The 12621-nt window shown below is 60.6% G+C and carries 13 protein-coding genes; 1 reads left to right on the forward strand and 12 read right to left on the reverse strand.

The window, feature by feature from the left end:
• Positions 1–13: 13 nt before the first annotated feature.
• The 5 genes from ACEVJK_RS08335 to ACEVJK_RS08355 are packed head-to-tail and all read right to left on the reverse strand — an operon-like array spanning position 14 to position 3293.
• A complete protein-coding gene (locus tag ACEVJK_RS08335) occupies positions 14–547 on the reverse strand; it encodes a 2-oxoacid:acceptor oxidoreductase family protein (protein WP_147573153.1) in 534 nt (177 codons plus the stop codon).
• Complete coding sequence (locus ACEVJK_RS08340; RefSeq protein WP_147573151.1) at positions 544–1287, reverse strand: thiamine pyrophosphate-dependent enzyme; 744 nt, start codon at positions 1285–1287, stop codon at positions 544–546. The genes ACEVJK_RS08335 and ACEVJK_RS08340 overlap by 4 nt, the downstream gene beginning before the upstream one ends.
• A 1-nt stretch (position 1288) precedes the next feature.
• The gene (locus ACEVJK_RS08345; protein WP_262670198.1) at positions 1289–2356 is read right to left on the reverse strand and encodes a 3-methyl-2-oxobutanoate dehydrogenase subunit VorB; all 1068 of its coding nucleotides are present in this window, start codon (positions 2354–2356) and stop codon (positions 1289–1291) included.
• A gap of 14 nt (positions 2357–2370) precedes the next feature.
• Positions 2371–2583, reverse strand: a complete 213-nt coding sequence (locus ACEVJK_RS08350; protein ID WP_147573147.1) for a 4Fe-4S dicluster domain-containing protein — start codon at positions 2581–2583, stop codon at positions 2371–2373.
• Positions 2584–2600: 17 nt separating this feature from the next.
• The gene (locus ACEVJK_RS08355) at positions 2601–3293 is read right to left on the reverse strand and encodes a hypothetical protein (protein ID WP_262670199.1); all 693 of its coding nucleotides are present in this window, start codon (positions 3291–3293) and stop codon (positions 2601–2603) included.
• 144 nt (positions 3294–3437) lie between these two features.
• On the opposite strand from ACEVJK_RS08355, the gene ACEVJK_RS08360 reads away from it, so the two are divergent.
• Positions 3438–4145: a FadR/GntR family transcriptional regulator gene (locus ACEVJK_RS08360; protein ID WP_147573145.1), complete on the forward strand. Its 708-nt coding sequence runs from the start codon at positions 3438–3440 to the stop codon at positions 4143–4145.
• A gap of 44 nt (positions 4146–4189) precedes the next feature.
• Here ACEVJK_RS08360 and ACEVJK_RS08365 read toward each other — a convergent pair whose 3' ends face one another.
• The 7 genes from ACEVJK_RS08365 to murJ are packed head-to-tail and all read right to left on the reverse strand — an operon-like array spanning position 4190 to position 12573.
• Entirely contained in the window at positions 4190–5143 is a 954-nt protein-coding gene (locus ACEVJK_RS08365) for a tRNA dihydrouridine synthase (RefSeq protein ID WP_374740363.1), read from the reverse strand.
• A 53-nt stretch (positions 5144–5196) separates the two neighbouring features.
• On the reverse strand, positions 5197–7410 hold the full coding sequence (gene csaB / locus ACEVJK_RS08370) for a polysaccharide pyruvyl transferase CsaB (protein WP_374740364.1): 2214 nt from the start codon (positions 7408–7410) through the stop codon (positions 5197–5199).
• 25 nt (positions 7411–7435) lie between these two features.
• Positions 7436–7930, reverse strand: a complete 495-nt coding sequence (locus tag ACEVJK_RS08375) for a DUF4330 domain-containing protein (protein ID WP_147573139.1) — start codon at positions 7928–7930, stop codon at positions 7436–7438.
• Positions 7927–8433: a DUF4330 domain-containing protein gene (locus ACEVJK_RS08380; RefSeq protein ID WP_374740365.1), complete on the reverse strand. Its 507-nt coding sequence runs from the start codon at positions 8431–8433 to the stop codon at positions 7927–7929. The genes ACEVJK_RS08375 and ACEVJK_RS08380 overlap by 4 nt, the downstream gene beginning before the upstream one ends.
• Positions 8420–9553, reverse strand: coding sequence for a glycosyltransferase family 4 protein (locus ACEVJK_RS08385; protein WP_374740366.1), 1134 nt, complete (start codon positions 9551–9553; stop codon positions 8420–8422). The genes ACEVJK_RS08380 and ACEVJK_RS08385 overlap by 14 nt, the downstream gene beginning before the upstream one ends.
• Positions 9550–11010, reverse strand: a complete 1461-nt coding sequence (locus ACEVJK_RS08390; protein WP_240288503.1) for an O-antigen ligase — start codon at positions 11008–11010, stop codon at positions 9550–9552. The genes ACEVJK_RS08385 and ACEVJK_RS08390 overlap by 4 nt, the downstream gene beginning before the upstream one ends.
• A 3-nt stretch (positions 11011–11013) precedes the next feature.
• The gene (gene murJ, locus ACEVJK_RS08395; RefSeq protein WP_374740367.1) at positions 11014–12573 is read right to left on the reverse strand and encodes a murein biosynthesis integral membrane protein MurJ; all 1560 of its coding nucleotides are present in this window, start codon (positions 12571–12573) and stop codon (positions 11014–11016) included.
• Positions 12574–12621: the final 48 nt, after the last annotated feature.

Below are 12621 nucleotides of genomic sequence, written 5' to 3' on the forward strand. Positions count from 1 at the left end.
CGATTTTCGCAGTTCAGACGCACTCCATGCCCCTGGCCAAAGCGGTCATGTTCAGGTCCACCAGCTTGGCCTTAGGCCCAGTGAACATCTGCCGGATCATCTCCCGCAGAGTATCCGCCTTCAGGGCGCCGGTGGCGGCGATATAGGCGCCTAGCATAACCATGTTGGCCACCTTTCCGTTGCCCAGCTCGTTGGCAATGGTGTCGCAGGGGACTTGGATAACACGCAGGTCTTCCCGGTCCACCTTTTCCTTGATAATGGAACTGTTCAAAAAGACGGTGCCGCCGGGGACCACCTCGTCCTCAAACTTCTTCAAAGAAGGGCCGTTCATGGCAATGAGCTCCGTGGGGTGATAGACGATGGGGGAGCCCACAGGCTCATCGGACATGATGACAGAACAGTTTGCGGTACCGCCCCGCATCTCCGGGCCGTAGGACGGGACCCAGGAAACCTCCAGCCCCTCCTCCAATCCGGCCTCTACCAAAGATTTGCCGATGGACATAACGCCCTGACCGCCGAAGCCGGCAATCACGATCTCCTTTTTCACTGGTCAGCCACCTCCTTGATGACGCCCAAAGGATAATACTCCGCCATCTTATCCAGCACCCAGCGGTTAGCATCCAGGGTGGTCATGCCCCAGTTGGTAGGGCAGGCACACAGCACTTCCACGAAGGTGAATCCCTCGTTGTTCATCTGCTTGGTAAATGCCTTCTTGATGGCCTTTTTGGCCTTGACAATGTTGGGGATATCGGCCACGCACACCCGCTCCGCGTATACCAGGCCGTCCAGAGTGGACAGCATCTCAGCCACCCGTATGGGCTTGCCGTGGAGTTCCTCTGTCCGGCCCATGGGCGCGGTGGTGGCCCGCTGGCCGATCAGGGTAGTGGGCGCCATCTGGCCGCCCGTCATGCCATAGATGGCGTTGTTGATAAAGATGGTAGTGAATTTCTCGCCCCGCATAGCGGCGTGGACGATTTCAGCGGCGCCGATAGAGGCCAGGTCGCCGTCCCCCTGATAGGTGAACACAGGCTGGTCCGGGTGGGTCCGCTTGATGCCGGTGGCGGCAGCGGGAGCCCGGCCGTGGGCGGCCTCGACAGCGTCGCAGGCGAAGTAACTGCCCGCAAAGACAGAACAGCCAACAGGGCACACACAGATGGTGCTGTCGATAATGCCCAGCTCCTCCATGACCTCACCAATCAGCTTATGTACAATGCCATGGCTGCATCCAGGGCAGTAGTGTAGCTCCGTATCCTGGAGGCCGGCAGTCTTTTTATATACAGTCGTCATCTTACTTGCCTCCCTTCAGCGCCCGTTCAGCCGCGTCCACGATCTGGGTCAGCGTGGGAATGCTGCCGCCGGCACGGCCCTCGAAATAAACAGGCTTTTCCCCCTCGACAGCCAGACGAACATCGTCTACCATCTGCCCCAGGCTCATCTCCACGGTCAGCACAGCCTGGACGCTGGCCTGACTGGCTGCCTTTTTCAGCGCCGCATAGGGGAAGGGCCACAGGGTAATGGGTCGGAACAGACCGGCTTTGACTCCCCGCTCCGCCAGCTGCTCGATGGCGGACATGGCAATGCGGGAGGGCGTGCCATAGGCCACCAGCAGCACCTGGCAGTCCTGGGTGTTCTTCTCCTCCCAGCGGATCTCCCGCTCCTCAATCAAGTCATACTTGGCCTGGATGGCCAGGTCGTGCTCCTCGCAGGCCTGGGCCTCGATGAACAGGGAGGTAACGAAGTTGTTGTGGGCCCTTCCGTTTCGTCCGCTTGCCGCCCAGTCCTTGGAGGGCAGTTCCCGCTTGGGGATATCGTGCCATTCGATGGGCTCCATCATCTGGCCGATCATACCGTCAGCCAGCACCACCACTGGATTGCGGTAGCAGTCGGCCAAGTCAAATGCCTCTTGTGTCAAATCCACAGCCTCCTGGATGTTGCAGGGAGCCAGAACGATGGTGCGGTAGTCGCCATTCCCGCCGCCACGGGTGGCCTGGTAGTAGTCGGCCTGGGAGGGCTGGATGGACCCCAAGCCGGGGCCGCCCCGCATCACGTTAACGATCACGGCGGGCAGCTCCGCGCCGGCCAGGTAGCTGATGCCCTCCTGCTTCAGGCTGACGCCCGGAGAGGAGGATGAGGTCATGGCCCGCTTACCGGAGGAGGCGGCGCCGTACACCATGTTGATGGCGGCTACCTCTGACTCAGACTGGACAAAGACCCGGCCCAGTTTGGGCATATGGAGGGACATATATTCCGGTATCTCATTCTGGGGTGTGATGGGGTATCCGAAGAAGCAGTCGCAGCCGGCTCGGATAGCCGCCTGAGCGATGGCCTCGTTCCCCTTCCAAAGTTCTTTTGCCATTTTCTTCTTCCCCCTTACTCTTTTTCCACAGTAATCACCGAGTCTGGACAGATCCTGGCGCAGCTGGCGCAGGCGATGCACTGGCTCAGGTCGGTGACTCCGGCCGGGTGATAGCCCTTCACATTGGCCGAGGTCATATCCAGGGCTAAAATGTGCTTGGGACAGACGGAAATACACAGCTCGCAGCCCTTACACCGGTCCCGGTCAAAGGTCAATCTTGCTTGCATAGGGACACTCCTCCTTTTTATTCATCCATTTCCCATGGTCTATTCATGTACAGCCGGACGGGGAACAGGGGGCCCGGCATCCCCTCTGCCTGGTCGATCAGTTCCTCCTGGATCACATGGCATACCACCGGCAGGCCGGTCTGGCTAGAAACTGTTCGGGCCAGGGCCGCTCCCGCCTCTAGGTCGGCCAGCTCTGTTTCCCGGCACAGGTGGGTGTTGTCTACCAGTCCGGTCACTCTCAATCCGGTGACCGCCTGGATCTCCTCCAGACTGGCCAGAGCTCCTTCCACGTCTCGTGTCTGAGGCCGGCGGGCGTTGAGGACAAATAGGACCCGGCATTGGGACCCCAGCAGTTGCGGCCGATATCGGGCCAGTACCCGTGCCCCTACGCCGCCCCCGCCGATATCCAGCACACCCCAGAGGTCCTGATCCTGGAACAGAACGTTCACCTCCGCCGGCATGGCCGGCACGTCGGCGTCCACACATGCCTGGGAGGTAGCAATGAGCCGCACCCCCTCGTGGGAGAGCAGATCTCTCCGCTCCCTGGAGCGGAAGTAAGGGTTGACCACATCCAGGTCGGCCAGGGCAGTCCGCTTTCCCTGCCGGGCCAGGGCCAGGGCCAGATTGACGGAGAACTCTGTCTTTCCGCTGCCACTGTATCCCACGACTACGGTCAAGCGGCTCTGCTCCAGCCACTCCATTCTGTCCATTGTTGCCCCCTCCCTTTAGACATATTATTTTATTACTTATTGTATGATGTCATAATATATCTTAAGATGTAGTATGTCAAGAGGCTTGCAAAAATTCTACATCTGTGGCATAATCATTGTATATTTTAACGGGGGAGTGGGTCTATGGCTAGGATTACATCAAAAAAACTGACCGACCAGACCGCTGACCGTCTGTTCCAGATGATTATTTCCGACCCGGAGCTGTGCCCTGGATCCAAGCTCCCCAACGAAACGGAGCTGTGCGCCCTGTTCGGGGTCAGCCGCACCACTGTCCGGGAGGCGGTGCGTTTCCTGGCCGCTCAGGGCTATGTGGAGGTACGGCGGGGGCTGGGCACCTTTGTAGCACCACGGACCACCATCAGTCAGGATATTGGCCTGCCCCAGTTGGAAACGGTCCAGGTTCGCCTCCAGGATCTGTTCGAGATTCGTTTGATGATCGAGCCCACTACCGCCATGCTGGCCTGCCATCGGGGCACTCAGGAGGAGCTGGACCACATCTTCCATTGTGCTGACGAGGTTGCCCGGCGGATTCGCTCCGGCAGGGACTGGGACAGCGCCGACGTGGACTTCCACCACGCCTTTGTGGCGGCCTCCCACAACCAGTTCATGGAGCAACTCGTGCCCATCCTCAACCGGGCGGTCACCTCCACCTGGCGGATGGTGGGCTCCTACCCCTCTCTGCCCGATATGGTGATCCAGGACAACGCCCTGATTACCAGTTTTCTCCGGAATCGGGACCCCCAGGGCACCCGGCTGGCCATGGAGTCCCACCTGCGCAGGACCATCCGGGTCCTAGAATTCGGGGACAGCAGTGTCTTATCCCTTTTGTAAAAAAAGACAAAAAGGGGGCCGCGCCAAGGTTGCGCGGTCCCCTTTTATTCCCATAGCGCGTCCTTGCGCATGGGCAGTTCCCCAAAGACACGGGCCACGGCCCCTTCATAGTCCCTGCTGTCCTGGGCCTTTCTGATGTCCTTGAACAGTCTGTCCCCGCCCTCGAACAGACGACACAGGTAGCTCCACAGCTCCTTCATGTGGAACACCGTATTGCGCTGGCTGCCGAAGGCCTCCAAATAGGTCTGATACAGCCCGTCGTGGAAGGCCCGCAGAACTTTCCTGTCCGGCGGCGGTTCCCCCTTGGCCTTGGCCGCCAGGGCCGGGTCAGCCAGCAGCCCCTGTCCGATCATTACCCGATCCACCTGGGGGAATCGCTCCTGAAAACGGCAGCATCCCTCCGCCGTCACCAGCCCGCCATTGTAGCACACAGGCCCGCTGTACATCTCCAGCGCCCTGGAAAATGCCTCGATCCGAACAGGCTCGGAATAAAAATCTTTCCGCACACGGGGATGAATGATGAGCAGATGGAGGGGGTATTTTTCGAATATCTCCAAGAGAGGTCCAAACTCCTCCGGCGACTCCAGACCCAGCCTTGTCTTGACCGACACCTTCACCCGGACGCCGCCAAATACCTGATCTAAAAATCGGTCCAGCTCCTCAGGATGGGCCAGCATCCCCGCCCCTTTTCCTTTCGCTACCACGGTGCCGGAGGGGCAGCCCAGGTTCAAGTTGACCTCCTCATATCCCATCTCTCCCAGAGCATTAGCCGCCCAGAGGAAGTCTTCGGCGCTTTTGGTCAGAAGCTGAGGGACTGCCGGGATGCCCCGGTTGACCTCCGGGTCCATATTCCGCCGCTCCCGCTGGGTGAACAGGTGCTCCCTGGTGGGACTGATAAAGGGCATATAGTATTTGTCCACCCCGAAAAAGTGTCGGTGGTGGACCCGGCGGAACTCCCCGCCGGTGATGCCCTCCATAGGGGCAAAGTAGTATTCCATAGCGTTCCCTTCAAAAAGCGGGGGCTGGGACACAGGCCCGACCCCCGCTGTCTTTACCGCTTACTCTCTTCCAGCAGCTTCAGCAGCAGCCGCTCATTCTCTCTGGCCTCTTGTGCCAGCTCCCCGGATCGTATCTTCAGCCGGTACAATACCCCGTCGTAGTCGGCCAGCATCTGGTCCGCCCGGCGGATGGCCTCTCCTCCGTCAAATTGGTCTACATTTCCGGCCGCCGGCAGGTCCAGCTCCCGCAGGTAGCTGTCCACCTTGGGGTCGTAGACCAGTCCCATGGAGGGTACCGCCATCCGGGCGGCGAAGATCAGGGTGTGCAGGCGCATGGCCAGACAGAGCTTCGCCTTCCCCAGCACCCCCATCAGCTCCCGTGGGGTACAGGGAGCATCCAGCACATAGGAGGGAGTGCTCATCCGCTCTCTCACCTGCCGGGTGGCCTCCCGGTCCTTATCGGGCTGCATGAGCAAAAAGAGCATCTCCAGACCATGGGCCTGGTGCAGGTGGTCGCACAGCCGGGCCAGCTCCCTGGGGAACTCTCCCGTACCGGGCCAGCCACGGACGGACACCGCCACAAAAGGCCTGCCGTTTGGAATGCCGGTGCCGGACAGAAGCTGGGCGCACCGCGCCTCCCCCGCAGGAGCCAGGTGGAACACCGGGTCGGCGGTAACTCTGATATCGTCCCGCGTCACGCCCATGTCCCGCAACTCCCTGGCGGAGCTGTGGTCTCTTAGGGTGACCAGGGCGGCCCGCTCCACCACCCGCTTCACCCTCCGGCGGTTGGCCGGCTTATGGACCGGACCGATACCGTTGGCGTACAGCATCACCGGCTTGCCCAGCAGCTCGGCGCAGCGGATGACAGACAGATAGTAAAACAGGGACCGGGTGGAGGTGGTGTCCTGGAGCAGACTTCCTCCCCCGGACAGCAGGGCGTCACTTCGGCGCAGGGCGGAGAATACCCGCCACATTCGAAATCTGGGAATGGCATCCAGCCCGTACTGCCGCCGGGTCAGGTCCGGGTCATTGGACAGGACGGTGACGGCCACCTCGTCGCTGGCCTCATGGATGGCCTGCTGGATGGACTCCAAAATGGCATCGTCCCCAGCGTTGGAAAAGCCGTAGTAGCCGCTCATAACTACCCGATATTTCCGGCGGCGGACCTGCTCATACATGGTTAGACAGTCGCTGGCCATGCGGCGGACGGAATAGTGGTCAAAGATGACCTGGCGGCCATAGGCCCCCAACCGCTCCCGCTCCTCCCGCGTCAGGGAGAACGCCGCAGACACGTCGGCCAGCAAGGTCTCCGGTCTCGACACAGGCAGGCCTCGGCAGCAGAAGTTGCCCGCCTGTGCCTCGGCCAGCTTGTCCGGGCCAAACAGGCCGTGATAACCCTCGTTGCCCGCCACGATGACAGGCTTGGCGGCGGACATGGCCTCCAGCGCCGCCCGAGATACCCCCACAAAAAGGTCGCCAGCGGCCACGATCTCGTTGATGTCTGTCCGGGGGCCTGTCATGGTAATACAGTTGCGGCCCAGCCTTTGATTGGTCTGATTGGCCAGCGCCTTCAGCTCGTCAAAGACGTTGCCGCCCCCGGCGATGAGCAGCTGGATGCCGGGGATAGCCCGATCCAGCTCCGGAGCGATTTGGATGAGCTGCCGGGCCACCAGAGCCCGGTCGGCATCCATCCGGCTGACATAAGAGAGGATGGGCCGGGAGGGGTCCAGCCCGAACTCCCGGATGACCCGCTCCCCCGAAACAGCGGGGGAGAACTTCTCTGTATCGATGCCGTTGATGGTCACAGAGATATGCTCCGGGGGCAGACCGTACTCCCGGATCAGGTACTCCTTGATATCCTCGGACACCGCCACGGTCCGCTGGCCCCAGTTGGTCAGATAGCGCAGGATGCCGCTGGTATCAAAGACCCAGTGGGCAGTGGTCACAAAGGGGAACCCCATCCGTTTTTGCAGGCTGCCGCACAGGAACGCCGGGATCCGGGCATGGGCATGGACCACGTCTGGCCTCTCCCTGCTAATGATGTCACGGAGAATGGTCCGGGAACGGCGCATCTCCCGAAAGCCCCGGCGGTGCATGGGCGCCTGGTAGTGGCGGATGCCGGCCGCCTCGATCTCCGGCACATAGACACCTCCATTGGATACGATGATAACATCGTGCCCCTGGTGCTTCAGCTCCTTGGACAGCTCCAGGATATGTGTCTCCGCCCCACCGATGTTCATGCCCATGGTGGCCATGAGGATCTTCATTGGTTCCCTCCTCTCCAGGTCATATTCAATCGATGGCTACCACTGTTCCGGTGAACTGGGCATAGGGCGTGTGGTAGTTGCGGGCGGAGTTGACACCAAGGTCGTACACCCGGTTGACTAGATAGCGGCCGTCGCTGATGATGCCCCTGCCCTCTACGGTAAGCAGCAGGTTGACGCCGTCCTCCACGGGAGTCATCTCCATGGTGCCGTCGTCATATTCGGCCAGCTTGGCCCCCTCCATCACCTGAATGTCAGTGATTTCTCCCAGGGCACCGCCGCTGCTGTTGTCCACGTCATACAGCATGTCCTTCTCCCGGATGGCGTCGGCCACATAGCCCCGGACCCCGCTGACCAGGATCTGGTAAGTAAAGGGGGTGTCCGAGGTGGTGGTGCTGGTGATCTCACGGTGATTCGTCTTTACATACAGGGCCACAGCCATCACGATAACGACGGCCAGGACCAGCACGTCGATAATACTGATCTTGCCGAACAGCCGGCCCTCCCGGTCAATGAGCTTCATTCCTGTCCCTCCCGTTCAATGGAGATAATGGGGCCGCTGGCCATATAGCCCTCGCCCCGGATATAGGCGGTGGACCCCACCAGCAGTTGGAAATTGCTGCCCAGGATGACCGCCTCCTCGCTGACTGTACAGGGGGCCTCTACCGTTACAAGGATATCCTCATAGCCTGGCACGTCGGCCAGTACATAGCTGTGGCTCTCCTGGTCCAGAAGCTGTGTCTGGGCAGGGACCGCCTGGGTGGACACCACCTGGCCCAGTTCATTGTTCTTGATGTTGTCTACCAGCTTGTCCCCCGGCTGAATGATGGAGCTGGTCCCTTCGATCCATCGCTGAAAGCGGATAGTGTACCGGACCGTAGCGGCGGCAGTTGACGACTCGTTGGAAACGGCCTGGGGCTTTACGGCCATCCACAGCAGGACCGCGGCCACCGCCAGGGCCACCACCAAAATGATGCCATCAAACAGATTGAGCCGCAGACGGAATTTGTACTTATTTTCTTCCATGAGGATCTCCTTTCAGCACGCCTTGGTAGACGTTCTCAATATTTTTGGCAAACACCTGACCGGTAAAGCTGGTTTGGAACCGCTCTCTGGCCTGACGGCCCATCTCCCGGCGCTCCTCCGGCCTATCCATCAGATAGGCCATGGCCTTGGCCATGCTCTGGCTGTCTCGGCTTGGAAATAGCAGGCCGTTCTCCCCATTGGTCACCAGCCAGGGGTTTCCCCCGTAGTCGCTGGCGATGGTGGGCAGGCCCAGGCTCATCCCCTCCAGCAGGGCCAGGCTGGTGGCCTCGGTGCCGTAGGAGGCGTTGAGCTGCACGTCCAGGATATTCAGCAGGGCGGCCACGTCGGCGCGGAAGCCCAGCATCTGGACCACGTCTTCCACGCCCATCTCCACCACAGCCCGGGCCACATCTTCCTCAAAGGAGCCAGTACCGGCGATGAGGACCCGGAAGCCGCTGCGCCCTTGCTCCTTTAACAGCTTTGCGGCGTGAACCAAATACAGGTGGCCCTTATAGTCCTCGATCCGGGCCAGGATGCCGAATACCACCGTGTCCGGAGGGATGGAAAGCGCCTGCCGGAGCTTGGCGCGGTCCTCTGGCCCGGTCTCCTCCACCGGGGCCACGCCGTTCATCACCACGGTGATCTTTTTGGGGGAAATCCCCCCCTCGGTCAGGTTGTCCCGGGTAGCCGGGCTGACGGCGATGATATGGTCGGCAAAGTGCTCGTTGACCAGCTTGTTGACCCAGCGGCCGGGCGGATACTTTATCTTGGCCGGGACCGGGAAGGCAGAGTGCCGGCTGTACACCACAGGTACATGGAGGCCCTTGGCGGCGATGCGGCCCGACAGGGCCCCATGGGTGTGGACCAGATCGGGCTTGATCCGCCTGATCAGCTCTTTGAGCACCTTCACATCGTCCCTGTGGTAAGAGCGGTCCGCCATGCCGTCCACCTCGTAGACCTGGGCGCCCGCCTGTTCCAAGGGCTCCTTTAGCAGGCTTCCCCTGGGGATGGCCACCATCGTTTCATATTGGGAGCGGTCGGCATAGCTCAAATAGTTCAGGATGACCCGGCCCGCCCCGCCGATATTGGTATCACTGATGATGTTCAGCACCCGGATCATACCAGCAGCCTCCCCTCCGGGAGCTGCCCTCGCCGGGCAGCCAGGCCGCCCAGGGCCAGATAGGCCCAAAACAGGAACATAACCCGGTAGTTATAGAAGGAGTAATCCGTCATGGCCTGGACCATAAAGCCGCATACTCCGGCCGTAATGCCGATTTGAAGAACCCGGCTGGTCCAGTTCTTTTCCTTGCCGATGGCAGAGCACATATCCCGGAAGAAGTTGAACAGCAGCAGAAGAAAGACCACCAGGGCACAGATACCCGCGTCGCACACCATCTGGAGGAATAGGTTATGGGAGTGGGGGGCCACAATGGTGTTATAGCTGTAAGCGGGATAGACCATGTTGAAGGCCCCGTCCCCCGGCCCAATACCACACAGCCAGTAATCCTTCAGCATGGCCAGTACGCCTATCCAGATATACACCCGGTAGGAGGTGGAGTTATCAGTGAGGTTTCCGATACTGGTAAACCGGGAGATCACCGTATCCGGCAGGACGAAATAGAGGGCTACCATGACAAAGGGGGCCAGCAGGAGCAGTCTGGGATTGAGGAGCAGGACAAAGACCAGCCCCGCGAACAGGAGCCCCAGCCAGGCCCCTCTGGAGAAGGTGAGGATCATGCAAACGCACATGACAGAGCAGCAGGCGAGGTAAAAGACCCGGTTCAGCCAGTCCTTGGCCCCCAGCAGCTTGGCTCCCCCCAGCGGGATAAGCAGAATCAGATACTGCCCCAGCATATTGGGATTCTCCAAGGTGGAGGGCACCCGGAACTGAATGCTGGAGAACATATCGCTGTCCACCCAGGCGGCGGACTGGTAGCCCCAGCGGAAGATATACTGGAGGATGCCGTAAGCGGACACGATGGCCCCAGCCAGCACCATCAGGGCTACCAGCGTGTCCAGCTGGTTTCGGTTGGTCACCCCGTTGTACAGCACGATAGAGAACAGAATGAAGGCCACCGACAGCAGGCCGGGCTGAAGGCTGCTCTCAAGGTCCACCGAGAAAAGAGTGCCCGCCAGATAAACGCCGGCGTAGAGGATGATATACTTGTTGACCGGGGACCAGGCCAACTGACGATCCCTGTCCCGGACCAAATTGAGCAGCAGAGAGGCATAGCCGATGGCCGCCAGCCCCATGGTTATCAGAGAGGGGCGGGACACGGCCAGCATCGGGGCCAGCACCACCGGGATCGCGCACCACAGCCAGGTTCTGGTAAAGATGCTCCCGGCAAAGAGCTTTTCCAGCCTCAGCTTATCGTAGAGCCAGCACAGGCCCCTCCGCACCAGGGACCAGAGCTTAAAAAAGACGCTCCGCTCGGACGAGGCTCTATTCCACCCCGCCGGGTGGAGGAACCACTGGACCAGTCCGCTCCGCTCCCATTGGCGGCTAAACCACAGGCATACCGCCGTCAGCCACCGCCAGACCAGGCTGGCGGACAACACTTGCTTCATCTGTTCCATCCCTTATCCTCTCTTTAATAGACGTTTGATCAGGGCCGCCGTCATGGCGGCCTCCTCCATGCCCATGGACAGGGTAACGCCGAAATAGACGGCCACGCCGCCTCCGGCGCACAGGGCCAGGGAGAGCAGCTCCCCCATCTTTCCGGCAGGCAGGACCGATCCAAGCCATCCCAAAAGCAGCCAAGCGGTCAGCCCCGTAACCGCGGCGGCAGCCAGCATTTTGAAGAAGTCCAGGCACAGGGCCCGGTCCAGGAATCCCTGACCTTCCCGCTCCATGGGAACGATCAGCAGCAGCGCGTACACCGTGGAGGAGACCGCGGAGGCGATGGCCAGCCCCCGGACCTCCAGCGGGCCGACCAGGGCCATGCACAGCAGGAGATTCACCCCGATGGACAGGGCGCCCGCTACCAGGGGCCCTCTCCCCTGCTGCCGAGCGAAGTAGGCCCGGCTTAGAATATTCTGAAGCGCATAGCCCGCCATGCCCAGGGATATCCAGGACAGGGCGCTGGCGGTGACTTCCACTGCCCCCTGCCCAAACTCCCCCCCTCCGTAGAGGAAGGACACCAGGGGTCTGGCTACCGCCATCAGCCCTGCGGCCATGGGCAGTACGAAAAACAAACTGCTGTGGACGGTCTGGCGGAGGGTATCCCGGAAATCCCCCTGCTGTCCGCCGGCGGTGAGCCGGGACAGCTTAGGGAAGATCACATTGGTGATCGACAGGATAAAGGTACCGGCAATAACCAGATACAGGTTGGTGGAATACTCCATAGCGGACACACCCGCCCCCCCGTATAGCCGGGAACCGAATCGGGAATTGATGACCAGATTGATGGGCTGGACCCAGGTGGACACCATCACCGGCCCCATCAGCGCAAACACCTTTTTCATCCCCGGCGACCGGAAGTCCAATCCCGGCCGATACTGGTAGCCCAGCCGCCTAAGCGGCGGGACCTGGATCAGCCCCTGGAGGAACCAGCCCAACAGATAGGCCAGCGCCAGACCATAGATGCCCATAGACTGGTCCAGAAACAGAAAGTAGGCGATAATAACCAGGTTGGATAGGGCGGACATGAGGGCGGGGGCGGTGAAGTGGTCCTGGGCCTGGAGCACTCCGACCAAGGAGAAGGCCACGCCGGAAAACAGAACCGTGGGAAACATGGTCCTAGTCAAAGAAATTGCCAAGGCCGTAGTCTGTGGGTCCTCATAGTCGGCAAAGAGGGCCACCAACGGCTGGGGAAAGGCCATCCCCGCCAAGGTAAGAACGCCGGTGAGCAGGGCGATGATGGTAATAAAGCAGCCCGCGAAGCGGTAGGCCTCCTTCTTTCCCTTCTGTTCCAGATACTCGCTGAACACCGGGATAAAGCAAGCGGCGATGGCCGAGGCGAATACCGCGTCAAAGAATACCCGTGGGATTCGGCTGGCGGTATAGAAGGCGTTGGCCTCCATACCCATACCGTAATGCACGGCCAGCAGGTGGTCCCGGTACAGTCCCATCACTTTTCCCAGCAGAGTGATGGCCATAACGGCGCTGATCGTCCTTGTGGCGCTGTGCCGATCCTCCAAGGCTTCTTCCTCCGTTCCCTGCGCAATATTAGTACAACTGATTTATTG

The sequence above is a fragment of the Flintibacter sp. P01028 genome (assembly GCF_041925235.1).
In the GTDB taxonomy this organism is placed as follows: domain Bacteria; phylum Bacillota; class Clostridia; order Oscillospirales; family Oscillospiraceae; genus Lawsonibacter; species Lawsonibacter aceti.

Excerpts from the sequence above, each read along its gene's own strand:
- ACEVJK_RS08340 (WP_147573151.1), bottom strand. The coding sequence starts at position 1,287 with ATGACGACTGTATATAAAAAGACTGCCGGCCTCCAGGATACGGAGCTA.
- ACEVJK_RS08380 (WP_374740365.1), bottom strand. The coding sequence starts at position 8,433 with ATGGAAGAAAATAAGTACAAATTCCGTCTGCGGCTCAATCTGTTTGAT.
- ACEVJK_RS08360 (WP_147573145.1), top strand. The coding sequence starts at position 3,438 with ATGGCTAGGATTACATCAAAAAAACTGACCGACCAGACCGCTGACCGT.
- ACEVJK_RS08365 (WP_374740363.1), bottom strand. The coding sequence starts at position 5,143 with ATGGAATACTACTTTGCCCCTATGGAGGGCATCACCGGCGGGGAGTTC.
- csaB (WP_374740364.1), bottom strand. The coding sequence starts at position 7,410 with ATGAAGATCCTCATGGCCACCATGGGCATGAACATCGGTGGGGCGGAG.
- ACEVJK_RS08345 (WP_262670198.1), bottom strand. The coding sequence starts at position 2,356 with ATGGCAAAAGAACTTTGGAAGGGGAACGAGGCCATCGCTCAGGCGGCT.
- ACEVJK_RS08350 (WP_147573147.1), bottom strand. The coding sequence starts at position 2,583 with ATGCAAGCAAGATTGACCTTTGACCGGGACCGGTGTAAGGGCTGCGAG.
- ACEVJK_RS08355 (WP_262670199.1), bottom strand. The coding sequence starts at position 3,293 with ATGGACAGAATGGAGTGGCTGGAGCAGAGCCGCTTGACCGTAGTCGTG.
- ACEVJK_RS08375 (WP_147573139.1), bottom strand. The coding sequence starts at position 7,930 with ATGAAGCTCATTGACCGGGAGGGCCGGCTGTTCGGCAAGATCAGTATT.
- ACEVJK_RS08390 (WP_240288503.1), bottom strand. The coding sequence starts at position 11,010 with ATGGAACAGATGAAGCAAGTGTTGTCCGCCAGCCTGGTCTGGCGGTGG.
- ACEVJK_RS08385 (WP_374740366.1), bottom strand. The coding sequence starts at position 9,553 with ATGATCCGGGTGCTGAACATCATCAGTGATACCAATATCGGCGGGGCG.